Source organism: Rheinheimera sp. UJ63 (assembly GCF_021568285.1).
In the GTDB taxonomy this organism is placed as follows: Bacteria; Pseudomonadota; Gammaproteobacteria; order Enterobacterales; family Alteromonadaceae; genus Alishewanella; species Alishewanella maricola.
Map to the genome: position 1 here is coordinate 328,233 of NZ_JAKGTQ010000001.1, position 25,240 is coordinate 353,472.

Annotated in this window: 20 protein-coding genes and 1 other RNA gene; 8 read left to right on the forward strand and 13 right to left on the reverse strand. The window is 46.0% G+C overall.

Translation table 11 applies throughout. The annotated features are described in order from the left end of the window. Positions 1-678: 678 nt before the first annotated feature. Positions 679-2,733, forward strand: a complete 2,055-nt coding sequence (dinG, locus tag L1N97_RS01470; protein ID WP_236128623.1) for an ATP-dependent DNA helicase DinG — start codon at positions 679-681, stop codon at positions 2,731-2,733. Positions 2,734-2,912: 179 nt separating this feature from the next. Here the strand turns inward: dinG and L1N97_RS01475 are convergent, their stop codons facing one another. After that, positions 2,913-5,870 carry a TonB-dependent receptor domain-containing protein gene (locus L1N97_RS01475; protein WP_236128624.1) on the reverse strand — a complete coding sequence of 986 codons (2,958 nt, stop codon included), beginning with the start codon at positions 5,868-5,870 and terminating at the stop codon, positions 2,913-2,915. Positions 5,871-6,496: 626 nt separating this feature from the next. Between L1N97_RS01475 and L1N97_RS01480 the strand changes: the two genes are divergently transcribed. The 3 genes from L1N97_RS01480 to L1N97_RS01490 are packed head-to-tail and all read left to right on the forward strand — an operon-like array spanning position 6,497 to position 8,785. Then, positions 6,497-7,279 (forward strand): TSUP family transporter, encoded by a 783-nt coding sequence (locus L1N97_RS01480; RefSeq protein ID WP_236128625.1) that lies wholly within the window; start codon positions 6,497-6,499, stop codon positions 7,277-7,279. A 1-nt stretch (position 7,280) separates the two neighbouring features. Then, complete coding sequence (gene priC, locus L1N97_RS01485) at positions 7,281-7,850, forward strand: primosomal replication protein PriC (RefSeq protein WP_236128626.1); 570 nt, start codon at positions 7,281-7,283, stop codon at positions 7,848-7,850. Next, entirely contained in the window at positions 7,847-8,785 is a 939-nt protein-coding gene (locus L1N97_RS01490) for a histone deacetylase family protein (RefSeq protein WP_236128627.1), read from the forward strand. Before priC ends, L1N97_RS01490 begins: the two co-directional genes overlap by 4 nt. On the opposite strand, the gene L1N97_RS01495 is transcribed toward L1N97_RS01490, so the two are convergent. Then, positions 8,756-9,853, reverse strand: a complete 1,098-nt coding sequence (locus L1N97_RS01495; RefSeq protein ID WP_236128628.1) for a tryptophan 2,3-dioxygenase family protein — start codon at positions 9,851-9,853, stop codon at positions 8,756-8,758. The two genes, L1N97_RS01490 and L1N97_RS01495, sit on opposite strands and share 30 nt — an antisense overlap. A gap of 124 nt (positions 9,854-9,977) precedes the next feature. Here L1N97_RS01495 and L1N97_RS01500 point away from each other — a divergent pair, with 124 nt between their 5' ends. Both L1N97_RS01500 and L1N97_RS01505 read left to right on the forward strand, forming a co-directional pair. Further along, on the forward strand, positions 9,978-10,235 hold the full coding sequence (locus tag L1N97_RS01500) for a late competence development ComFB family protein (RefSeq protein WP_229585505.1): 258 nt from the start codon (positions 9,978-9,980) through the stop codon (positions 10,233-10,235). Next, positions 10,235-10,390, forward strand: coding sequence for a DUF2496 domain-containing protein (locus tag L1N97_RS01505; RefSeq protein ID WP_236128629.1), 156 nt, complete (start codon positions 10,235-10,237; stop codon positions 10,388-10,390). Before L1N97_RS01500 ends, L1N97_RS01505 begins: the two co-directional genes overlap by 1 nt. Positions 10,391-11,255: 865 nt before the next feature. Here the strand turns inward: L1N97_RS01505 and ffs are convergent. Both ffs and L1N97_RS01515 read right to left on the reverse strand, forming a co-directional pair. Then, positions 11,256-11,352, reverse strand: an RNA gene (gene ffs / locus L1N97_RS01510) — signal recognition particle sRNA small type. 109 nt (positions 11,353-11,461) lie between these two features. Beyond that, the gene (locus L1N97_RS01515) at positions 11,462-12,331 is read right to left on the reverse strand and encodes a DUF3014 domain-containing protein (RefSeq protein WP_236128630.1); all 870 of its coding nucleotides are present in this window, start codon (positions 12,329-12,331) and stop codon (positions 11,462-11,464) included. A gap of 179 nt (positions 12,332-12,510) precedes the next feature. Between L1N97_RS01515 and L1N97_RS01520 the strand changes: the two genes are divergently transcribed. Both L1N97_RS01520 and L1N97_RS01525 read left to right on the forward strand, forming a co-directional pair. Beyond that, positions 12,511-13,611, forward strand: coding sequence for a patatin-like phospholipase family protein (locus tag L1N97_RS01520; protein ID WP_236128631.1), 1,101 nt, complete (start codon positions 12,511-12,513; stop codon positions 13,609-13,611). Positions 13,612-13,745: 134 nt separating this feature from the next. Then, on the forward strand, positions 13,746-14,687 hold the full coding sequence (locus tag L1N97_RS01525; protein WP_229585501.1) for a GGDEF domain-containing protein: 942 nt from the start codon (positions 13,746-13,748) through the stop codon (positions 14,685-14,687). On the opposite strand, the gene tilS is transcribed toward L1N97_RS01525, so the two are convergent. From tilS to L1N97_RS01570, 9 genes are all read right to left on the reverse strand, one after another. Next, complete coding sequence (tilS, locus tag L1N97_RS01530) at positions 14,641-15,972, reverse strand: tRNA lysidine(34) synthetase TilS (protein ID WP_236128632.1); 1,332 nt, start codon at positions 15,970-15,972, stop codon at positions 14,641-14,643. The two genes, L1N97_RS01525 and tilS, sit on opposite strands and share 47 nt — an antisense overlap. 27 nt (positions 15,973-15,999) lie before the next feature. Then, positions 16,000-16,956 (reverse strand): acetyl-CoA carboxylase carboxyl transferase subunit alpha, encoded by a 957-nt coding sequence (accA, locus tag L1N97_RS01535; RefSeq protein WP_236128633.1) that lies wholly within the window; start codon positions 16,954-16,956, stop codon positions 16,000-16,002. Between the two features lie 17 nt (positions 16,957-16,973). Next, positions 16,974-20,474 carry a DNA polymerase III subunit alpha gene (dnaE, locus tag L1N97_RS01540; protein WP_236129162.1) on the reverse strand — a complete coding sequence of 1,167 codons (3,501 nt, stop codon included), beginning with the start codon at positions 20,472-20,474 and terminating at the stop codon, positions 16,974-16,976. Next, positions 20,471-21,100, reverse strand: coding sequence for a ribonuclease HII (gene rnhB, locus L1N97_RS01545; protein WP_236128634.1), 630 nt, complete (start codon positions 21,098-21,100; stop codon positions 20,471-20,473). Before rnhB ends, dnaE begins: the two co-directional genes overlap by 4 nt. Continuing rightward, positions 21,093-22,256: a lipid-A-disaccharide synthase gene (gene lpxB, locus L1N97_RS01550; RefSeq protein ID WP_236128635.1), complete on the reverse strand. Its 1,164-nt coding sequence runs from the start codon at positions 22,254-22,256 to the stop codon at positions 21,093-21,095. The genes rnhB and lpxB overlap by 8 nt, the downstream gene beginning before the upstream one ends. Before the next feature lie 167 nt (positions 22,257-22,423). After that, positions 22,424-23,194, reverse strand: a complete 771-nt coding sequence (gene lpxA / locus L1N97_RS01555; RefSeq protein WP_226749740.1) for an acyl-ACP--UDP-N-acetylglucosamine O-acyltransferase — start codon at positions 23,192-23,194, stop codon at positions 22,424-22,426. Position 23,195: 1 nt separating this feature from the next. Continuing rightward, complete coding sequence (fabZ, locus tag L1N97_RS01560; RefSeq protein ID WP_226749739.1) at positions 23,196-23,648, reverse strand: 3-hydroxyacyl-ACP dehydratase FabZ; 453 nt, start codon at positions 23,646-23,648, stop codon at positions 23,196-23,198. A 2-nt stretch (positions 23,649-23,650) separates the two neighbouring features. Next, entirely contained in the window at positions 23,651-24,703 is a 1,053-nt protein-coding gene (gene lpxD / locus L1N97_RS01565) for a UDP-3-O-(3-hydroxymyristoyl)glucosamine N-acyltransferase (protein WP_236129163.1), read from the reverse strand. A gap of 7 nt (positions 24,704-24,710) precedes the next feature. Further along, positions 24,711-25,229, reverse strand: coding sequence for an OmpH family outer membrane protein (locus L1N97_RS01570; RefSeq protein WP_226749737.1), 519 nt, complete (start codon positions 25,227-25,229; stop codon positions 24,711-24,713). Positions 25,230-25,240 lie beyond the last annotated feature (11 nt).

Genomic DNA, 25,240 nt, shown 5'->3' on the forward strand with positions numbered 1-25,240 from the left:
AATTTTTTGGAAGTTACGCGGCTTTTTAGCTTTTTTAACTTAATAGATAGCGGCAAATTATCACTAATACCGTAAACTCAAAGTTACAAAAACCATAATTTAGCAGCTAAAAAAGACTGCATTTAAAATGTAAAAAAACGCTTGAGGTAAAAAGCTTGATGAGTAGATTGCTCAAAAACCTTACAGCCATTGCCACAAAGCTCGTTACTATTAAGAAATTACCATGATTAATAGCACCGTATAATTTCAGGTTGTTAATATCAATCTGCACAAATTCGACTTTGAAGCTCAGGCTGATTGCAAGCGATTGACTTTTATTAAGGCTACCGTCATAAGAATACGCCCAATTTTTGTCTAAGACAGACGCTTTATACTGTCTAAAGCTGACTGATAAGTCATTTAGGAACATCGCTAAACATACTGAATAACAAAATTTTAAGGATATACATGGTATTCTCATGATATAGCACATATCGCGTTGCTGACTATAGCAGAAAGCCGTGTTTTGAAATCGTTCAAAAATCCGATAAAACTGTTATTTAACAGCAACATATAGAGAAAAAGAGATGGCGTTAGCTGAACCAGAACAACCATAGAAACAACACTTTTGCAGCGTAAAATTAAAACTTTAAATCAAAAGTAAAACGTACCTTACGTTTAAACAAAGAAATCGGAACAATGCTAACTGACACCACAAAGCAGCAGATACGGCAAATCCATCAACAAATAAAACAACAATTGCCCAATTATCAGCCACGTCCGGCGCAAAATAAATTGATTGCGGAAATAGCCAATATTGCTGCAGGCCAATACGATCGACACGATCGCATCGGTTTGATTGAGGCGGGTACCGGTACGGGCAAATCTTTAGCCTATCTGCTTGGCACCCTGCCTTATGCCTTAAGTCAAAAGAAAATAGTGGTGATTGCGACGGCAACGGTGGCACTGCAAGAGCAGCTAGTGAATAAAGACTTGCCTTTTTTTCGGCAACATAGCGGCTTAGAGTTTGATTACAGCCTGGTGAAAGGCCGCCAGCGTTATGCCTGTATTGAGCGTTTACAACAACGGATACAACAACCTACGCTGTTTAGTCAAGATGCACCTGATGCCCATCAACAAGCGTTATTACAGCGCTTGTTAGACGCTTGGCAACAACGTAGCTGGCTGGGCGACCGCGATACGTTACCCGAGTCTGTTACTGACGAGCTCTGGTATAGCTTACAAGCCGATGCGCACTACTGCAGTAAAACACAGCGTCGACATTTACACTGCCCTTTTCACTTAGCCCGTGCTGAAATCAGCACGGCTCAGGTGCTGGTGGTCAATCACAGTTTACTGTTATCAGACTTATTAAACGGTGGCGCGGTATTGCCCGAACCGGCAGAAACACTTTATGTGATTGATGAAGCACATCATCTCGCAAGCTGTGGCAGAGAGCTACTGAGCGCCAGCGCACAATTAACGGAAAATGGCCCTTGGTTAGAGAAATTTCGGAAGACGCTTACGCAACTCCAAGCCGTTTTACCCGATACCGCATTGCGCGATTGCATGCGCTTAGACGATGCGGTGAGTGATTTTAACATCGCGCTTAAACCGATTCAGCGCAGTGTGCAAGAATTTCTACCCAGTTGGTTTAGCAGTAAACAGCAAACCGAATATCGTTTTAAACACGCGGCTTTACCCAAATTGTGGCAGCAACAAGCTGAGGTTTTGGCACAAGCAGCGCAAAAAGCCACTCACCTGTGCGATAAGTTGTTAACCGAGCTACAGCAAAAGCTTACGGAAAACAGTAAGATCACTAAACTATGGTACACGTTATTACAAGAGCTGGCTTATGCACGCCAACGCTTTGAGCAACAGCAAGCCCTGTGGCAATTATTACAACAAGAGCAAAAAGAACCCGCTTGGCAAGCGCGTTGGTTACAGCGGCGAGCTGATACCGATCTTTTATTTATGCACGCCAGTCCCTTGGCTGCCGGCTTGCAATTAGAACAGCTGTTATTCAGCCAAGCCTTTGCGGTGATCCTTTGCTCTGCCACACTGACCGCCTTAAACTCGTTCGATTATGCAAAAAAGGAATTAGGGTTAAATGCCCATACTGGCTTGCAATGTTTTCAAGTCGATTCACCTTTTGCTTATCAACAACAAGCTGAAATACTGCTACCCAAAACACGATGTGAACCTACTGACAGAGCTTTTACCACTGAACTGGTACGCTTGTTACCGCATTACCTCAATACCCCTGCCGGATCTTTGGTGTTATTTGCGTCTTATTGGCAAATGCAAGAAGTGGCCACTGAGCTTCGCAAACAAGGTTTTACCCTACTGGTACAAGGCGAGGCTTCGCGACAAGCTTTGCTGCAATTACATGCAGATAGGGTGAATGGCGATAACGCCAGCATATTATTTGGCACACAAAGCTTTTCGGAAGGGTTAGATTTACCTGGTAAACTGCTGACCAATTTAGTGATCACTAAACTTCCTTTTGCCGTGCCCACTTCACCGCTGGAAGAGGCGCTTGCTGAGGCAATTACCTGTAAAGGCGGTAATGCGTTTTCACAATTAACCTTACCGGCCACCGCCAAAAAACTGGTACAAGCCTGTGGCCGCCTGTTACGACATGAGCAAGATGAAGGCAGAATTGTCATTTTAGATCGGCGTCTTGTCACCAAATCCTATGGCAAAGCGATGTTAAGCGCACTGCCTCTTTTTACTCGTAAAATCGAGTACTAAAAATTAAAAAGGCCCTCACATCACTGTAGGGCCTTATAAAATAATGTCATTAACGGTTCAGACTTCAATGCTACACTTGATGCTAACTGCTTTGACCTTCCTTGGCCTCTTCACTTGTTTTATCACTTAGCCATCTATACAAAGATCTTTACATCGAATCTGACTTTTTACGGCGTAAATTAAAACTTATGGGTTAAGCTCACATAACCAAAACGACCTGGTAAACGGTACGTAGGATCGTAAGTATTAGCAAAGGCAGAAAACGCCAGTGGCGGTTCTTTGTCAAATAAATTACGCACACCTACAGTAAACTGTGTATCCCAAGGTGCAGTCCAACCCATCTGTACATCAAAATACACCACAGAACCTAATCTGTTAGTGGCATAAGCTTGATTAGGCGTCGCAACCACTTCAGTAGTACCTGGTTTAAAGGTATAAAGTGTGCGTGTATCATCTGGATTAGAACATAAATTGCGTAATGCAGGCTGATTCAAACCGGTTGCTGCAGTGATAATACCGCGACAATCTTCTGTCAAGCCAGACAAATACTGAGCAGTAACGGAAGCACTCCACGCGTTTAATTTCCAAGATAATGATAAATTAGATTTCATCTTGTTACTGGCGCCACCACCAGAAGCACCGGCAGCATATTTTCCAGCTTGATTACCGGAAGAAATATCACCATCGGCGTTTAATTGACCTATCTCTGGTTGACCCACATCGCCTTCAAATAACATGATTGCCGTATCCCAATTAACACGGAACGAACCCACTTCAGTGTTAAAACGGTAATCAACATTAATATCAACGCCTTCACGTTCTAAACCACCCACGAAGTTTTGGTTTAGTGATAATACATTGGATATTTCACCTGGGTTCGCATTAAGAGTACCGGTGAAATCACGAGTGATCAGATTACAGTAGCTTTGAATACCTGTGACATAACAGGCATTAGCGATATAGCCTGCACTGCGAGCGCCAATGGCGTTTTGCAGTTCAATATTATACCAATCGACACTGACGCCTAGATTCTCAACGAACTCTGGACTGTAAACAAAACCAAAGACTTTGGTTTTTGCTTCTTCAGGTTGAACATCAGGATTCCCCCCTACTTTAGCTCGGAATTGCGGATCTTTTTGCACAAAACCTGCTGGAACACCTGCTGCTGCACAACGTGAACGCACATCGGCATTTTGCTGGTAAGGTACTGAAGTCGCACTACAAGGATCGGTGGCTGCAGGACGTGAATCGTTTTGACCTTGGAATAACTCTTGAATAGATGGCGCCCGGAAGCCTTCACCATAACTGGCTCGAACCAGTAATTCTTTCACTGGACGATAAGACAGCTTAAAGCTGGAGTTCGTTGTATCTCCAAAGTTTGAATAATCGGAGAAACGAGATGAAGCTGATAATTCGAGCATTTCAGCAAACTGCATTTCTGCTAGTAATGGAATCACCATTTCACCGTAAAACTCAGTTACGTCATAACCACCATTGGTGGGTGTGGCCGCATTATCACCTAACACTTGTCCTGCTACTGTTAGTGGATCTGGATTAGTGAAGCCTGACTCTCTGCGAAGTTCGCTACCGATTACTGCAGCAACGGCACCGGCGGGTAATTCAAATAGCTCAGTACCAATGTTAGCCGAATAATCAGTCATTTTAGAAAATTCTAAGTTACGCGGCTCTACTCCAACGTAAGCTAGCATTTCTGGGGTCACGCCTTTCTCACCACCAAAGATATTAAAAGGTGTACAGTTATTAGCTGTAATAGGTGCCGCAGCCGTGCCACAACGAGCAATACCGCCAGCATCAATATAAGATGGCCCTAACGCGGTAGTCATACGAGTAGAGTTAAAGAAACCGGTTTTTAACTGTGTAAAGCTGTTATCTGAATAGACATAGCCTAAATCCCAGTCAAAATTACGATTGGCGAACTCAAAATCACCTAGCAAGCTAACGCCGAACCGCCATGTTTGGTTATCAGCATTGAACACCCTTGGCGCCACGATAGGACGGAACGATGCCCCAGTGATATTAGTACCAAAGGGGTTATATACGTTTTCGCCTGAAATCGCTAAGCCACCTAAAGGTTGAGCTGCTAACTGCGCCGCCGACTTACGGCTGTTGTAAAGACCATCAACACGTAAACGAACATTATCGGCTAAATCATAGTTCGCTAATACAAACAACGAACGGGTTTCAGAAGGCTGTACTAGGTAGTTTACTGGAGCAAAGTTATAACCGTCGGTATTGGCATCATACAGTTTAAAATCAGCCAAACTGGTACAGTCAGCGTTTGGCACACAACCCGTGCCGCCATCTTTTAACGTATAAGAGCCGGTGACACCATCTTTAGTGGCACGGAATTGACCATTCGGAGTAGTTGGGCTGGCTCGACCACCAGAAGCCGATACCCGGGCCGGCAAGCCAAAAATAGGCACTGAAGAGATCTCGCGATCGCCACCCATGACTTCGCCTTGCGAGGTATAACTTGCACTTAATAATACTGAGCTTTTTGCCGAGGTACTGCCTAAAGTCATCGAGTAAGATTCGCGTTTACCGTCACCTTCAGAATACTGACCGTTGTAAGCACTGACTTGAGCGCCATCAAATTCATCGTTAGTGATGATGTTGACAACACCACAGATGGCATCGGTACCGTAGATGGAAGAAGCGCCATCCTTTAATACTTCCATTTGTTTGATGGCAGCTAGTGGGATCGTTGAAATGTCTACTGCGCCACCGATATTAGCAACCCAACGCTGGCCATTAACTAATACTAAAGTTCTGTTCGCCCCACAGTTACGCAAATCGACTCGCACCACGCCGTTAGTATTACCGTTGTTTGTTTGCAAACCTAAAGAGGCACCGTTAGTGGAGATTTCTTTTAAAATATCGCCCACACTGGTTAAACCTGAACGAAGGATATCTTCAGCGCTTACCACTAAAACCGGCTGCGCGGTTTCTAAATCTGTACGTTTGATACGTGAACCCGTTACTTCTATTCTTTCGAGTTTGTTTTCAGCGGCAGCTTGGTCTTGTGCTATAGCAACAGCACTGATAGACGAAGCAGAAACTGCACCAAAGGTTAACGCTAAACTCACTGCTTTTGAAACGTAATTTTTGGCAAGCATGAAGACTCCCTGGACCGTAATTTACGACCCTTATAATTTTATGTGTTATTGGTTTAACGAACGTAGAACGATGCAAATAGCAACACATCGTCGCTGCATAGTAATGTCACGATTTGCTGTTTATCAATAGCGTAATTCACAAAAATTAAATGCAGCCTTAAGACGCTACAGCCCAGCTATAGCGGTGATTTCATCATTTCACAATCACCGAAGATTCACTATAAATGCTCATTTATTGCTTACAATATCAGCAGGATTTTTGTGACCTCTTCGTGTCGATTTTTTTTGCCACAATGCGGCTGTAGCGATTTCATTACAAAAGTTCAAATTGCAATATTGAACTTTATTGTTTATTTAAAATCGGGGTGAAAAACGGTGTTAAAAGTAGCAAATAAGAGTGTCAGACAAAGGTATGTCTGATTGCTTAAAAGTGAAATTGAACGGAATAAGATGGGTTAAACCGAATGATCTTTGCAAAGAAAACTTCTTGCTGTCTGTGGTAAACTACTCTTGGCTTGAAATGAATGAATGTTTGCTTTTTTGTTGTAGCAGCAAACCTCAGCCAGTGCCGCGATATCAAACACCATGCCCACTATTAATTTGCTATTAAATCACAGGAAGCAACTTTGTTTACCGAGCTAGCCTTAGATCCCTCAGTATTATTGCTCCTTTGTTCGGTGGCTTTTTGTGCCGGCTACATCGACGCTATCGCCGGCGGTGGCGGTTTATTAACGGTACCGGCTTTGCTTACTGCGGGTTTGCCACCGCATGTCGTGTTAGGCACCAATAAACTGGCCGCGACCTTTGGTTCTTTTACCGCCTCGCTTACTTATTATCGCAAGCGTCTATTTAACCCGCGTTATTGGCGCACCAGCCTGATTTTTACCGCCCTAGGCGCATTAATCGGTACCTTGGTCGTCGATCAATTAAGTACCGCATTGTTAGAAAAACTGTTACCCATCCTCATTCTTTTTGCTGCAATTTATACCCTATTTAATCGCATGCAACCCGATGATCGGATGACATTACCGACACCGAGTAAAAAATTGTTTTGGCAACAACGTCTGCAGGGGTTCACATTGGGCTTTTATGATGGCGTAGCCGGCCCGGGTACTGGCGCTTTTTGGATGGTGTCGACCATGGCAATGTATAAAATTAACTTACTACTGACCAGTGGTGTCGCCAGAACCATGAATTTTGTCAGTAATGGGTTTTCATTGGCCGCTTTTATTGTGCTGGGCCATGTGCATTTTACCCTGGGTTTCGCCATGGGTTTTTGCTTGATGTGCGGTGCATGGTTAGGTGCGCACTCAGCCATTCGTTTCGGTAGTAAGTTTATTCGGCCCGTATTTATCAGTGTGGTCATTGCCATTGCGGCACGTTTAGCGTGGCAGGCTTGGAGCGCTTAAGATGAACAGCTTAACCTCGGAGCAATTGCGTCAGTTACAAGCACAATTGCAGCAATTATTAAGCTGGGCGCAACAACTTGATCGGCAAAGAAAACCCGGTAAGCCGGTGCACTGGTTCGATTCTGCCTTGTTTAGTTGTCATTCACCGGATCTGGCAGATTATGTGCAGGATAGCGTGCGTAATCTAAACCGACTGCAACAACAGGCTGATCATTTATCTACCACAGCCAAACAACGGATTACTGAACGCTTAAATGAACAAATTTCGGCGTTAACCCAGGCATTTCGGCTCAATCAAGTGCGCCAACAACATCAGCATGTCGCGGCCCCTCGTACTAAAGCGGCGGTGCAACAACTTGCGGTCACAGGTCAGCAGTTGTATCAACAGCTAAGTGAATACCAGCAATATGAAAGCCGCTTATTAGACATGGTGCGACAAGCCGAGCGGGAAAGTGATGCAGAAGCAACCAACCGCACTTTGACCCTACATGGTCGCTTGGGTCGCTGTCGAAAAGCAATTTATGAAGTTGAGTTAGCCATTCAAAAACTGGAGGCAGGAAAAAACCGATGAGCCAAGCGTTACCGCCGCTAATTTATCATCCTTGTTACAGCGAATTGGCTTTACCCGAGCGCCATCGTTACCCGATTGGTAAGTATCGCGCTTTGCAACAAGCACTGCTCGCTATCGGTGTACCCGACGCACATTTTACCGCAGCGCCCGCTGCCCTACCCGCCGAACTCAGTTGTATCCATGCCAGTCACTATGTTGAAGCCTTATGCAGCGGCACGCTGGATGCCAAAGCCATGCGCCGTATTGGTTTTCCGTGGTCTGAACAACTGATTTCACGCTCATTGCAATCGATAGGTGGCACTTTACACACCGCAGAATTAGCGTTAGCACAAGGTTTAGCCGTGCATCTAAGCGGTGGTTATCATCACGCTTTTCATGATTTTGGCAGTGGCTTTTGCCTGTTTAATGATTTGGCTTTTACCGCAAAAACGCTGAAACAACGGGGTGTGGGCCCGATCTTAATTTTTGATCTGGATGTGCATCAAGGCGATGGTACCGCGCTGCTGTTAGCCAACGAGCCAGAGATTATCACTGCTTCCATTCATTGTGAGAAAAACTTTCCGGCACGCAAACAACACTCTGATTGGGATATTGGCGTAGCAACGCACTGTAGCGAACACGAGTATTTAGAAACCGTGCAGCAAAGCTTAGACAGTTTATTAACGTGGTATCGCCCTGAACTGGTTTTGTACGACGCAGGCGTGGATGTGCATAAAAACGATGATTTAGGTTTATTATCGATCAGCACGGCCACTATCGCACAGCGCGATCAGTTAGTACTTGAACGCTGCCGCGCCAAACAGATCCCGGTCGCGGCAGTCATTGGCGGAGGCTATCAACGCGATCTCGCCGCACTCACTGCGGTGCATCTGCAGTTATTTAAAGCGGCGTTCAACGTCTTTGGCTCAAGCTTGGGGCGCGAAATAAAAACCTAACTGCCGTTTGATCGGCGTGGGTAAGGCCGGTAAAGCTGACTTTGGCAGTAAAAAAGTTGCCATAGTGAATAAATCGGTGAAGATACGATTCTTCTCAGTAGTGCGCTTTAAATAATCATGCCCTGACGAGCCGCCGGTGCCTATTTTACTGCCCAACATCCGTTGTACCATCATGGCATGCTTGTAACGCCAGATCGTCAGTTGTTCATCAATCTCTGTTAAACAGGTTAATAACTGAAACGGTAAATTAAACAGCGGCTCTTCTTGATATAAGTTGATAAACAAGGCCGACAGCATGGCTTTTTGACTTAACCGAAAACTACCTTGCTGTTGTAATTGCTGATATTTCTCCGGATCGAGTAAGGCCGAAAATTTTTCACGCGTACGGGCAATTTCTTGCAGCTGGAGATCACGCTCGGCATCCGATATCTGCTCAATTTGCGAAACGATACTCTGATCATTTTGCAGCATCTGTTCGGTTGCTTGTTGGTACATTTGCCAAAAACTAAAGTCTTCAAATTGTAAGAACGGCATGCGCTCTAACCACTTTTCAATGCGCTCAAACAAACTTGGCGCCTGTTCTAAGTTTTGTAAAAACTCACGATCGGTGGCATTTAACCGACTGTAAAATGAATTTTTGTCAAAATCGATGCGAAATTCGCTTTTTAAACCCAAACCAATTTCAAGCATTTTAAATTGAATGCTCTGAAAACCGGAGGCCGGCACCAAGTAATCGCGAAACGCCATAAAGTCTTGCGGTGTCATGGTTTCGATGACCGCAATTTGCTGATTAAGCAGTTGCTGAATACTGATAATGCGCTTTAATTTATGCACCATACCGGTTAATTGTTCATCTTTGACTTCAGCTTCAGCAAACACCGCCATCACAGCGCCAAGCTCATGCAAAATTTGTTTAAACCACAGTTCATAAACCTGATGCACTATAATGAATAAGGTTTCATCATGTGCTTCAGCGCCATAACGCTTACTTTCTGGGGCTTGGGCGGTTAAAAGCTTGTCGAGTTGCAAGTAATCGCCGTAGTAACATGCTGTTGTATTTTTTTGCATACGTTTAATAACCACTTATCGCTGTTCAGCGCATTGTAACAAGGCGCGCGACTAACTCAATCTTTCAGTAGTCTTTTCGAGCAAAGCTGATTATGCTTAAAGCACATTTATCAGGAGAAACGCCATGACATTGGATAGCGATATTCATAATTTTTATGAAAAATTATTGTTAGATCATATTGTTGAGCTGGGATTAGACCAAGAAAAGGAAAGCGAGTATCTGGCTGATCTATGCTGTATCTCTTTAAACTTATTACCCCCCCGATACATTCGCTATGAAGTGGACATGTCTTTTTACATGCCACAAAGCGAGCGCTTTGAAATGCAAATGAAAGTAAAAGAGGCGGTTAGCCGTGCCCGTAGCTTTTTGGATAATCAGTAATGTCACCTCTTGAGCAGGCACCCGACCATGTCAAACTGGCCGTTGATCTTATTGTGTTGCTAGAGCAACAGCAATTACCGGCAGACACCTTGCTCGCGGCCTTAAAATTAGTCGTCAAAGATACTGAGAACAAACTGGCCGCAGCTTCGCAATAAGCGCTGAGTAGCGAACATCTCACAAGCTTCGGTCAAGCTTAGGGGCCAGATACCTAGACCCCTTAACGTTTTCGCCGTTGGCGAGATACTTTCTTTTGCGTCGCCAAAAGAAAGTATCCAAAGAAAATGCGACCCTACGTTGCAGCGAAAGCCCGGCTCAACCTAACACAGCCAAGGCGACGAGGTAACTCGTTCGGCACTACCGTGCCTCGCTCAAACACCCCTCGTCTTAAAACCTTGGCCGCGCTAGGTTGCCCGGCTTGCAACGTAATGGGATAAAAAGCACAATCACTTCGAATTGATGCTGGGCGAGTTAATAGCGAAGTAAACTTTGGCTGGAGACGTCTTTTTCAGGGATGAAAAAGAGGAGCGTACAGGGAGGTATTTACCGCGTGCTCCAGCCAAAGCTTTACGCAGCGCTTAACGTTTTGCAATCTTCTAGCTTCAGATACCTAAACCCTTAACGTTTTCGCCGTTGGCGAGATACTTTCTTTTGCGTCGCCAAAAGAAAGTATCCAAAGAAAATGCGACCCCACTTCCGCTCTAAAGCCCAACTGCTCATGCGCTGTCCAAGGCGAAAACGTAACTCGCGCGGCGCTAGCGTCGCCGCACTCAAACACCCGTTTTCTTAAAACCTTGGCCAACGATGTTCAGTCGGCTCGCTGCAAAGGGGGGAAACCTTTCAGGTCAGATACAAATCTTTTCGACAGGTTGCTCCGCATGCAACGTAAGGGGATTAACAGCATAAACAGCTATGACTTTTTGCATTCACTTGGATTTATGCGGGGCGAGTTAACGGCGAAACAGCAGCTTATGTCAGCGTTTTGAATAAAATAGAGTCAACAACGAGGGGTTTGGGTGGCAACTCCACCAGCCACATCCCGGCACATACATCATAAACTGTGGCTGCTTCCTTCCGGACCTGACCAGGTTCGCCTACTAGTATTGCGAGAGGACCAATGGAGTTACCATGGTATTGCCTTAACGGCAGCGCGCATTATCCGCAAAACCGTTCGGGGTTGCAAGTGCTAAGCAGCAAGCTGCAACCCTAACGCTGATAAAAACCACAGTTTAATTACCTAAAGCTTGCTGATAGGTCTGCAGCACCGCTTTTAAACGACGTTGTTGCGCCCCTGATAAGCGTAATAATTGTTTCTGCGCTTCAGGTAACGCCTCTAACTGCGGATCAGCGTAAATATACATGACCGAAGGGCGGATTAATTCTGGCTGACTCGACAGCTCTGGCGTAGCCAGCAATAGATTAATCGTTTGACGTAAACGCTGTTCAAAACTCATGTCAGGATAGCCTAGCTCAGCGAAAGCCTCGTCAAGCAAGGGTTGATAACGCGCTTTCAAAGCCAATAACTGTCTAGCTGGTACGCTTTCTAACAGCTGAATATATGGCTCATAGCGGGCGGCATTCGCAGCAGCCATCCGAAAACGATCCGGGGCCACTTGCTCAACTAAAAAAGCGTCAGCCGGTGCAGATAATACAGCATGGCCTGCGACTAATCGGCCTTGCGCTAAATTATCAACCGTGACCACAAAATGCCGCACCATATCTTCACGATTAAATAGCGATGCCATACCCGCTTTCCAGTTCAGCGCTAACAGATCGTCGCTAATCACTTTATCAGAGACATTTAACGGTGGTAACGGCGGTAGCTCGGGTTTTACTTCGGCCACGGGTGTTTCAATGGTTGTTATCGGCTCTGGCATAACGGCAGGTTCGTTAACGGCTTCAGGTTGCATTTGCTCAGCTTGCTCTACTGCGGCCACTTGTTCGGGTTGCGGTAATAATACCGGTGGCAGCGTGACGGTTTCGGTCGGTTCGGCCGGCCCTTTGAATAAAAACCATAATGCAGCGATAATGATTAATACTACGCCGGCTAAACCGGCATAATAAACGGACTGTCCACCACCTGAAGCTTGTTGTGACATAATGATTTACCTGTGCTTTTGAAATAAATTGCCCTTTAGGGCGTCTAGCATTGCATTAATCTCAATTATCAGCAATATACTAATTGAAGAGTTCAGGTTGTAAAAAAAGTTCAGTGAAGGATGTTTAACACCTTATTATGCAAACAGACCCCACAGTAACATCTAGCAAGACCGCATTAATGTTAACCGGTGGTGGCGCACGAGCGGCCTATCAAGTTGGTGTGCTTAAAGCGATTGCCAGTCAATATCCACGCAGTAGCCCACTGCCATTTAAGATTATCAGTGGCACTTCTGCTGGCGCCATTAATGGTGCAGGCCTTGCCTGCTATGCCTCTTGTTTTCATTTAGGGGTGAAAAAAATTGAATCGGTTTGGCGAAACTTTCATACCGCGCAGGTGTATTACTCTGATTATCCTCGGCTAATTCGCCATCAAATTCGCAATGTTTACAGTGCCTTTCAAGCAGACTATGCCAATAAAAAACCGGTCAGCTTACTGGATAACAAACCGCTTAAGCAGTTATTGAACAAAATTCTCGACTTGCAGCGCATTGACCAAAATATCATGCGAGGTTATCTGTCTAGCTTCTCGGTAACCGCCTCTTGCTATAACACCGGCGATTCGATTAGCTTTTTTCAATCTGATACCGCAGAAGAATGGCGCCGAGCCAAACGTTGTGGCCAACGCACCCTGTTAGATGTGCATCATTTAATGGCTTCTGCGGCAATACCACTGCTGTTTCCCTCGGTACGTATCCATCAACGCTACTTTGGTGATGGCTCTGTGAATCAATTGGCTCCCCTTAGCTCGCCGATCCATTTGGGGGCTGATAAAATTTTGATTATTGGTGTCGACGACCCACGCCGAGGTGCTTTTCGAGAGCGCAGCTTACACCACCCGGATTTAGCCACGGTGGCAGGTCATTTACTTGATACGGTATTTACCGACACGCTGAACTCCGATTTAGAGCGAATGCAGCGCATCAATAAAACGGTTGAGCTGTTAAAGCAGCACAATATTGAAACGGAACTCAAGCCCGTGCAAAGCTACATGATTAATCCAAGCCAAAATTTTAATCAATTAGCAAGTGAATACTTTTTGTGTTTACCGATCGCCATTCGCACCCTATTGCGCGTTACGGGTATTCGGCAACACTCTGATTCAAGCTTAGTCAGTTATTTATTATTCGAACAAAAATACACGCGCCGTTTAATTGAATTAGGCTATGAAGATGGTATGCAGCAGATGGATCGTATCATGCAATTTCTTGCCGCACCGTAAAATTAATGCCGTCAAAAAACCGCCAACCTTAAACAAAATTAAACTTAACTGCATAAAAACAACAACTTAAAAAACTGGCCTAACATTTGCTTTATCCTTATCAGTGCAACAATAAATTCTGGTAAGGTGAGCATATGTGGCAAGAATCAAGCAACTTAACTAATGCGTTTGGTGACTTATCCATCGGCAGTATTTGGCAAGAAACTCCAGATTGCAGTGAAAGCAGTTTAGTCAGTCAATTACAAACCACCTTAGATTTGCAGCAACAATTGGATATTTTTTCCATGAGCGCAGGTCGTGTTTTGCCTCTGTGCGGAATGACTTTAAATACCCACTCCAGCAACTTGCAAGCCCGCGGTTCAAAAAAAGGGGCTTACCAACACCAATCAAAATTGGTGTTAGAAAACCAAGTTTTAGCTGAAATTAGTTATGATTCGGCGCACGCGTTTACGCCTTTAGTGCAACGGCAATTGCTGTTGTTAGAATCAGAGTGGCTATTTGCATTGCGTAATGCCCTACTTGTCAGCCGCTTGCAGCAAATGGCTTTGAAAGATCCATTAACCACGTTAGGCAACCGTCGCTTTTTTGACGATAGTTTTGTCAAAGCCGTGCAACTGGCTAAGCGCCATCAACTGCCCTTTACGTTATTGTTATTAGATTTAGATAACTTTAAACAAGTTAATGATAACTCCGGCCACTATGTGGGTGATGAGGTGTTGATCGCGGTAGCAGATTGTATGCGGGAATCGTTAAGAGCCACTGACAGTTTGTTCCGCTTTGGTGGTGATGAATTTGCAGTATTACTCTCTGATAGCGATGCAGAACATGCAGATGTGGTGGCTGAGCGTTTACTGCAAAGCATTGATACAAATGCTTTTTTAGCGAGCCATAACGTTGGCTGCAGTATCGGTATGGCGCGGTTATCGGCTGAACAACAACCGCGTGATTTATTTCATGCCGCCGATGAAGCCTTATATCAGGCTAAATCATCAGGCAAAGGTCGGGTCAGTCAATATAATGGCGGCCGCGTTAAGTTGCTAGAAAAGGCAGCTCATTCTCTGTTGGCTGCCAGCTAAGCCACGCTTTAGCTTGTTCATCGCTGTAGCTACTGGCATAACCGGCGACTAACACCAATTTGCCCTCCTGCAGCAGCAACGGTATTTGCCCTCGCTGCCAAGGGGGCAATTGCCATTGCTTAAACCACTGCTTTAACGGCTTAGTCTGCTTCCCTGCCGGTTTAAACGGCAAATTTAACATACCAAATACCACTTGATACTGCTGTGACGCTTCAGCTAATGCTAATGATCCTGCTACCTTGGTTTTATGCCAGAGTAACTGCCCCAGATCCTCGGGCAGCTGACAAGCTTGTTGCCAAGTTAATACGCAACTCGGTAAGGCTTGCCGTTGAGAATCGTTATTCAGTAAATAAAGATGCTGTTGATAACGGCGAACCAGCAAGCGCCCGGCCACTAATTGCGGCTGAGCATCGGCTTTCGCCGCGATAACTTGCTGTTTTAACGTTAAAAGCCACTGTGTTTCTGGATTAAAGCCGGCAGCATATAACCAACGGCGTAACACCAAATCTTGCTGTAACGGATGCTGCTGACTCAGTGCAATAATATCGAGCTTATTTGGCGTGGCACAACGCGCTAACGCTTGTTCGGTATAATATTCCGCCAAACTGGCGGCATCTTGCAGATGTTGCACACTGCGCCCTACCGTACTGAGCCACTGCGGCCAGCGCTGTTTTAATACCGGGCTCACCGTATGTCGCACAAAATTGCGCTCAAACTCGGTGTTCTGATTACTTTCATCTTCTACCCAAGACAACGCATGGCGAGTGGCATAATCCACTAACTGTTGGCGGCTGATGGCCAGTAACGGCCGCCACAACTGGCCCTTGGCAAAATGTCGACGGCTTGGCATGGCGGCTAAACCGTTTAAGCCGGCACCGCGCTTTAACGCTAGCAGTAGGGTCTCGAATTGATCATCGGCATGATGTGCGCACACTAAGCTCGTTTGAGGCTCAGTAATGTAATCCGCGAGTACCTGATACCGAGCGCGGCGTGCTTGTTGCTCAATATTGGTATTAGACGGCAGGTGTACATGGCAAAGCTCAAAAGGCAGGTTAAGCTGTTGACACTGTTGCTGGCAAAAACGGGCCCAGGCATCGGCTTGCGGGCTTAGCCCGTGATGTACATGCACCACTTGCAAGGGAATGGCGTGTTGTTGGCATAAAGGCCAAAGTAAATGCAATAAAACTTGTGAGTCTAAGCCACCGCTATAAGCCAACACCAGCCGCGAGGGCTGGTGTTGATGCAGTTGCTTGAGCAAATACTGGCTTAAGTCTGTTCGGTGCAAAGCTGGCCTATCCTCAGCTAGCTATGCTTAACAATAACCGTAAGACATTAAACGCTTGTAGCGTTTTTCTAGTAATTCTGCGGTGCTGAGTTTCTGTAGCTTCTCTAAGTCACGCAGTAAAGCCTGCTTTAAAGTGCTGGCCATTTGCTCTGGCGAGCGATGGGCGCCACCTAGTGGCTCAGTAATCACTTCGTCAATTAATTTTAGCTCTTTTAACCGACCGGCAGTAATACCCATAGCATCAGCCGCTAATGGCGCTTTTTCAGCGCTTTTCCATAAAATAGAGGCACAGCCTTCTGGCGAGATAACCGAATACGTGCTGTATTGCAACATATTCACTTTGTCGCCCACACCAATAGCTAAAGCACCACCAGAACCACCTTCACCCACTACCGTACAGATCACCGGCACTTTTAAACCGGCCATCACTTTTAAATTACGGGCAATGGCTTCAGATTGACCGCGCTCTTCAGCGCCGATACCTGGATATGCACCTGGCGTATCAATAAAGGTAATGATCGGTAATTTAAAGCGTTCGGCCATTTCCATTAAGCGTAAGGCTTTGCGATAACCTTCTGGTCTTGGCATACCAAAGTTACGACGGATTTTTTCTTTCGTATCGCGACCTTTTTGATGGCCGATGACCATCACCGCTTGTTCACCAAGACGGGCCGTTCCGCCGACAATCGCATTGTCATTAGCAAAAGCCCGATCGCCACACAGCTCATCAAAATCGGTGAACATATGCCGAAGATAATCAAAGGTATATGGCCGACGAGGATGGCGCGCTAATTGTGCAACTTGCCAGGCACCTAATTCCGCAAAAATCTTTTTGGTCAGCGTCAGGCTTTTTTCTTTTAATTTGTTAATTTCTTCTTCTAACCCAAGATCATAATCGCCATTGCGAGTGACATTGCGTAATTCGTCTATTTTTGCTTCCAGTTCAGCAATAGGTTGCTCAAACTCTAAATAATTCAGCATCATCGACTATCACTACCTAATTAATTAAATTCCAATTCTATTGTTGCCATCTGTCGTAACTGATGCAACAAAGCGTCTGTGGGCGTGACCCACCATGCTGTCCCTAACTGCAGTCTAACCTGCCCTTCCTCGCGTTGATACCAAAGATGTACTGGCACGGTGCCAGCTTGATACTCGGCTAACGCCCGTTTTAACTTTTCCAGATAATTCTGATCAATCTGCGTCGATTGTACAGTGATATTCAGAGATTTCAGCGATTTTTCTCGCATCGCGGTAATTTCGCTGACATCGCGGCCGGACATTGTAAGGCCACCGTTAAAATCATCAAAGCTGACCTGTCCATTAACCAGTAAAATTCGGTCTTTTTGTAGCAATTGCTCGAAAGTTTCCAGCTGTTCTGGGAAAAATCGTACATCTAAGCGGGCAGATTTATCATCTAAGGTCACAATAGCCCAGCGCCGACCTTTTTTGTTAATCATAACTCGCACTGACACAACTAAACCTGCGACTTGCACGCTTTGATCTTTTTTCGTTGGTTGTAAATCGACTAAGCGACAACTGGTGTAGTGCTTAATTTCATCAAGATAGCGATTTATCGGATGGCCGGTTAAATATAACCCCAGCGTCTCCCGCTCGCCTTCTAACCAGACTTCATCAGACCACAGCGGCACCATTCTCAGGCTTTGTGTACCGGGTTCATCTTCGGCGCCACCGAGTAAACCAAATAAATCATCTTGGCCAACCGCTTGCGCTTTGGCATGTTGCTCGGCGGCTTTCATGGCTTCTTCCAAATTAGCCATTAAAATAGCGCGTTGCGGCCCAGGATGTTGTTTAGCTCGGGTCGGCCCTAATTGATCCATAGCACCGGCTAAAATTAATTTTTCCATCACGCGTCGATTTAAACGCTTCAGATCTACCTTAGCACAAAAATCAAACAAATCACTAAATTCACCGTGTTCACGCCGTGCCTCGATAATGGCTTCAATAGGAGCGGCTCCGACACCTTTGATGGCGCCAATACCGTAAACAATGTGACCTTGTTCGTTCACGGTAAACTTATGTTGGCCCGCATTAACATCAGGAGGGATCAAGGTCAGCTTCATTCGCTCACATTCATCAACCAAGGTCACAATCTTATCGGTGTTATCCATATCGGCTGACATCACCGCCGCCATAAATTCGGCGGGATAATGCGCCTTCATCCATAACGTTTGATAAGAGACTAAAGCATAAGCGGCAGAGTGCGACTTGTTAAAACCGTAGCCGGCGAACTTCTCTACTAAATCGAAGATTTTTATCGCCAATTCCGGATCGATGCCATTTTTGGCGGCACCTTCTTGGAAGGTATCGCGCTGTTTCGCCATTTCTTCCGGCTTTTTCTTACCCATGGCGCGGCGAAGTAAGTCGGCGCCGCCCAATGAGTAACCCGACAGCACCTGCGCGATCTGCATGACCTGCTCTTGGTAGAGAATAATGCCGTAAGTCGGTTCCAAAATAACTTTTAACGAATCATGCTGCCAAGTGGCATCGGGGTATGAAATTTCTTCACGACCACGTTTACGGTCAATAAAGTTATCAACCATGCCCGATTGCAATGGACCAGGGCGGAATAATGCCACCAAGGCAATCATATCTTCGAAACAGTCAGGTTGCAGGCGTCGGATCAGATCTTTCATCCCACGCGATTCTAGCTGGAATACCGCCGTGGTATCAGCTCGCATCAGCAGTTGAAAGCTGTAACGGTCATCCAGTGGAATACTATTAATATCGACCAGCGCACGTCCTTCTTTTTGCAAACGGGCGTTGGCCATATTGACCGCCCATTGCAAAATAGTCAGGGTACGTAAACCTAAGAAGTCGAACTTCACTAAACCGGCATATTCCACATCGTTTTTATCAAACTGAGTGACCGGATTTTGACCGTGTTCATCACAATAAAGCGGTGAAAAATCGGTAATTTTTGTTGGGGCGATAACCACACCGCCCGCGTGCTTTCCGGCGTTACGGGTTACCCCTTCTAACTGCCTTGCCATATCAATCAGATCGCGAACGTCTTCATCTGAGTCATATAACTCAGGTAAGCGCGGTTCTTCTTTAAACGCTTGCTCCAAGGTCATGCCGGGCGTGGGCGGGATCAGTTTCGAAATGCGGTCAACAAACCCATAAGGATGGCCTAAGACCCGACCGACATCGCGGATCACCGCTTTAGCCGCCATGGTGCCGAAAGTAATAATTTGTGACACCGCTTCACGGCCGTACATATCGGCAACGTGTTCAATCACCTCATCTCGGCGATCCATACAGAAGTCGACGTCAAAGTCAGGCATCGATACCCGCTCGGGATTTAAAAAACGCTCGAATAGCAGGTCAAATTCCAGAGGATCAAGATCGGTGATTTTTAATGCATAGGCAACTAACGAACCCGCCCCTGAGCCCCGGCCAGGGCCCACCGGAATGTCGTTATCTTTGCTCCATTGAATAAACTCCATTACCACCAAAAAGTAACCGGGGAAACCCATTTGGTTGATCACGTCTAATTCAATTTGCAACCGTTCATCATAGCCGACACGCTGCGCGGCTCTGACTTGTTCATCTGGAAACAGTTGCAATAAACGGTGCTCTAAGCCTTCGCGCGATTTCATCACTAAGAAATCGGCGTCTGACATGCCACCGGTGGGAAACGCCGGTAAGAAATATTCGCCTAAACGAATCGTCACATTACAGCGTTTAGCAATTTCTACGCTGTTTTCCAAGGCTTCAGGAATATCAGCAAACAGCTGCTGCATCTCAGCTGCGGTGCGTAAGTATTGCTGCTCTGAGTAGTTTTTCGGACGACGCTTGTCATCCAAGGTGAAACCATCATGGATCGCCACCCGAATTTCGTGGGCAGGGAAATCGCTGGCTTTTAAAAATACCACTTCATTAGTGGCGACCACGGGTAAATCTTCTGCTTCGGCTAAGGCAATGGCCTTTTGAATATACCGCTCTTCCTCTGCTCGGCCAGTGCGGCATAATTCAATATAGAACCGCTCAGGGAAATACTGCTGATAAAAACTGACCAGCTGTTGCACACTGCCCGGGTTCTCTTTTAGCAAGGCTTTGCCGAGTAAGCCATCTTTGGCACCGGATAACACGATCAGGCCCGCGGCATGTTCAATCAACCAATCATGATCTAACTGCGGTTTGCCATCGATGTGGCCGCGTAAATAGGCTTTTGAGATCAGGGTAGTCAGATTTTGATAACCCACGTTATCAGCGCATAACAACAACAACCGGTTTAACTCACCGGGAAAGATCGGATGTTGTACCCAGCAATCCACACCAATGATCGGTTTAATACCCGCATCGTGCGCCGTACTGTAAAAACGGACCAAACCACACATGTTCATTTGATCGGTTAAGGCTAAGGCTGGCATCTGCAAACCTGCCGCCATTTTAACAATAGGTTTGATCTTCGCGACGCCATCGATCATCGAAAAGTCGCTATGCACCCGTAAATGGATAAAGGCCGGATCGCTCATCGCGCTGTAACCTCGCACTGGCCTGTCTGCTGAGCGTGTTGCTCCACTATTAACCGCACAGGTTTAAAGCTGCGCCGATGTTCAGGTAAAATGCCATATCGTTGAATTGCGGCTAAATGCGCAGCGGTAGGGTAACCTTTATGATCCGCAAAGCCAAATTGCGGATGAGCCTGATGCAGCAGCTGCATTTCAGCGTCGCGTGCCACTTTGGCTAAAATGGAGGCAGCGCTGATCTCTGGCACCAAACTATCGCCTTTCACTACTGCTGTCGCGGGCATGGCTAACGCAGGGCAACGATTACCATCAATTAAGGCCCATTGTGGTGTAATCGCTAAACCGGCCACTGCGCGCTGCATAGCTAACAGGGTGGCATGCAGAATATTAAGCTGATCAATTTCTGCGGGCTCAGCTCGGCCTAGCGCCCAACACAGAGCCTTTTCTTTAATTTCTTCGGCTAATAGCAGGCGTTTTTTCTCTGATAGTTTTTTGGAATCGTTTAACCCCTTAATCGGTTTAGCGGGATCTAAAATCACCGCAGCGGTAACAACCGCACCAATTAAAGGGCCACGGCCCACTTCATCTACACCGGCAATCCATTCTACCTCTGGCCGAGAATACTCAAACATCTGCCATTACCTCACTGATTGCGGCTGCCGCCACTTGACTCGCCTGCTGCTTTAATTGTTGATGGATCGCTAAATACGCTTGCTGTAGTTCAATAGACGGCTCGGCTAGCAACGGCTGCATAGCACTCACCAAGGCCGTTACGTTAAGATCATCTTGCAGTAACTCGGTGACTAAGCCTTTACCCGCTAATAAATTAGGTAAGCTAACATATTGCAACTTAACCAAACGCTTGGCGATTTGAAAGGTGAGCCAATTAGTCCGATACCCTACCACCATGGCACATTTGGCTAATAAGGCTTCTAAAGTGGCGGTGCCCGAAGCAATAAAGGTAGCATCAGCAGCGAGTAAGACTTGGCGTGCTTGGCCGATATATTCAGTTACCACTAAGTCGGCAGCATGCTCCGCTTTTAATTGTCGCCATAAAGTGGCTTTGGCGGTAGTCACCATATTAGTAATTAATTGTATTTCTGGGCGTTGCTGCTGTAACTCAGCCGCCGCTTTGAGAAAATCAGCAGTTAATAAGTTAATTTCGTTGGAACGACTGCCCGGCATAATCGCCAATACTGGGCGCGACGGATCTAAACCTAATGCCTGCTTAGCCGCCGCTTTGTCCACTTGCAACGGCATCGAGTCGGCTAAGGTATGCCCGACAAAGGTACAGGGTACTTGATACTTATCATAAAACGCTTTTTCAAACGGCAGTAATGCCAGCACCATGTTGGTTGCTTTGGCAATTTTAAAAATACGTTTATGCCGCCAGGCCCAAACTGACGGACTAACATAATGCACGGTTTTTACGCCCTGTTGTTTTAATGCCAATTCTACTGGCAAATTAAAATCAGGGGCATCAATACCAATAAACACCGCCGGCTTATCTTGTAAAATGGCGCTGACAATTTGCCGCTTTACTTGTAATAAACGCGGTAAACGGCCTAACACTTCGACCAAGCCCATCACCGCTAACTCTTCCATATCAAATAAAGCTTGAAAGCCCTCAGCTTGCATGCGTGGACCGCCTATGCCGAAAAACTCGGCGTGGGGATAGCGCTGTCTTAAGGCAACAATCAGATCTGCGCCAAGGATATCGCCAGAGTGCTCGCCAACAATTAAGGCAAATTTAATAACGGGGGTAACGGGTAAGTCATGTTCAGCCATATCCGGGCAAGTGCTTCCTGTAAGTGTCTATCGATCATGCGATGCGCTATAACGGCTATCTTAACCGCTAATCCGCTTCAGTAAAACGCAGTAATAACAAAAACGCTCTGCCCCTTACAAGCAGGCAGAGCGTTTTATTCGCAGCACAGCACGGTTAAATGCTCAGGCTAGCGAGCAATACCACGGCTGGCGTCTGCAATGAAATCCGTAAATAATTTCACTTCAGGCATACTAGCTGATTTTTCAGCTAAGGCTTCTAGGGCTTGTGGCACGGTTAGGCCTTTGCGGTACACTTCTTTATAAGCGCGGCGAATTTCTAACAACGCTTCGCTGCTAAAGCCACGACGTTTTAGGCCTTCGGTATTGATACCGGCAGGCACACAAGGGGCACCATGCACCATTAAATAAGGAGGGACATCTTTTAATACAATAGAGCCACCACCGCAAAAACTATGTGCGCCAATTTTGACAAATTGATGTACGCCTGTCATGCCGCCTAAAATGGCCCAATCACCAACATGCACATGCCCCGCTGCCTGAGCACCACTGGCGAAGATGATATTGTTCCCAATCACGCAGTCATGCGCGATATGCGTGGTGTTCATAAATAAATTATGATCGCCGATAATGGTTTTACCTTGATCTTGCACCGTACCACGGTGCACTGAGCAGCCTTCACGGAACACATTGTAATCACCAATAATCAGCTCTGTCGGTTCACCTTTGTACTTTTTATCCTGACAAGCTTCACCAATACTGGCGAATTGGAAAAAGTGGTTACCTTTACCGATGTTAGCAGGGCCTTTGATCGCAACGTGCGTTTCTAACACACAGTCGTCGCCTAACACCACATCGTGACCGACGTAGCAAAAGGCCCCTATTTTTACATTTTGTCCAAGCTTAGCGCTGGCTTCAATTACTGCGGTAGGATGAATCACGTTACATCTCTCTTCTGGCACACATGAGTTCAGCGCTGCATACGACTTGACCGTCGACTTTTGCTTCGCCATAAAACTTCCAAATGTTGCGACGTTCCTTTAAAAATTTCACTTCTAAAATTAAGGTATCACCGGGCACGACCGGTTTTTTAAAACGGGCTTCGTCAATGGCAGCAAACAAATACAATTCATTTTCTGAACGTTCTGTTGCCGTTTTAAAACCTAAAATCCCGGTAGCTTGCGCCATGGCTTCTAAAATCAGTACACCTGGGAAGATTGGCATGCCGGGGAAATGCCCGGTAAAAATAGGCTCATTGATGGTGACATTTTTCAACGCAGTCAATGACACGCCCGGTGTGTAATCCAACACCTTATCAATTAATAAAAATGGATAGCGATGTGGCAACAAGGCCATGATTTCCTGAACATCCAGGCTATTAAGTGAGTTAGCCAAAATTAATCCTCTAAGGCGCTATCAGCAGAACCGTCTGCTGCTGCCAATTGTTTTTCCAATAATTTTACGCGCTGATACAGCTGATCAATTTGCCGTAATTTCGCCGTCGTTTTTCGCCATTCGGCATTCGTTGTTGCTGGCAAACCTGAAGTATAGACGCCTTTTTCAGAAATGGATTTCATTACCATCGCCATTCCTGAAATATGCACACCATCACAGATAGCAATATGACCATTAATGGCAGCTGCGCCACCAATAATACAGTAACGACCAATAGTCGTGCTGCCGGCAACAGTTGTTGCGCCGGCAATGGCCGTATGATCGCCTATGACGACGTTGTGGGCAATTTGAGAAAGGTTATCAAGAATAACATTATTACCAATCACCGTATCGTCGATAGCACCACGATCAATACAGATATTCGCACCGATTTCGCAATCATCACCAATACGCACACCGCCGGTTTGTGGGATCTTCAGCCAACGGCCACGCTCATTGGCAAAGCCAAAGCCATCTGCACCAATAACCGCACCACTTTGGATAACGCAGCGCGCACCAATTTTTACGCCATGATAAACGGTAACATTGGCCCACAGGCGGGTATTTTCGGCAATTTCAGTGCCTTCGCCGATAAAGCAGCCGGCACCAATTTGCACCCCTGCCGCAATTTTTGCGTTTGCCGAAATCACGGCATTAGCACCGATGTGTGCATCGGCTGCAATCGTAGCAGTGGCATCGATAACGGCACTTGGCGCAATACCCGGTTTTGCTGTGTCAGGTGTGGTATCAAATAATTGTGCGGCTTTGGCAAAAGCAACATAAGGATCGGCCACCACTAAGCTGTTTACTCCGGGGGCAACGAAAGGTAAATCTGCAGCTTTAATCAGCACCGCACTGGCCTGAGTATCGGCTAAATATGAACGGAACTTGCTGTTAGATAAAAAGCTCAATTGGCCAGGGCCGGCTTTTTCTAGAGAGGCAACAGCAGAAACGCCGCAAGCGGCGTCTCCGTTAAGTTCTGCATTAAGCTTTTCAGCTAAAACAGATAGTAGCATCACAGTATTATTTCGCCTTGCCGACCTGTTGAATCACTTTTTCAGAGATATCAAATTCTGGTTTAGCATAAACTGCTGAAGTTGCATTTAACACTACATCAAAATTTTCACGAGCCGCAACCACATCAATAGCGGCTTTAATCAGACCAAGAATACGGTTACGCTCTTCTGTTTGACGCTGACGAATTTGCTCATCCAGAGGGCGTGCCAGTGTTTCATACTGTTGACGCTGATTATTAACTGTCTCTGTTAAATCTTTTTGTTGCTTTTCGCTCATGGTAGGACCATCGCGACGCAATTTCTCAATATTGAAATTGATATCGGTTTCTAACTTGTTCACTTCAGCAATTTTAGCGGCGAACTCGTTTTTGATCGTCTCTTGCACTTGCGCGGCTTGCGGAATACTCGCTGCAACAGCGGCTACATCAACAAAACCAATTTTTACTTCTTTAGCTTGTGCATTACCGGTATAAAGCATCGCCACTACAACAAATACTGCAGATTTAAAAAGATTTGAATTAAACATCTTATTTCCTA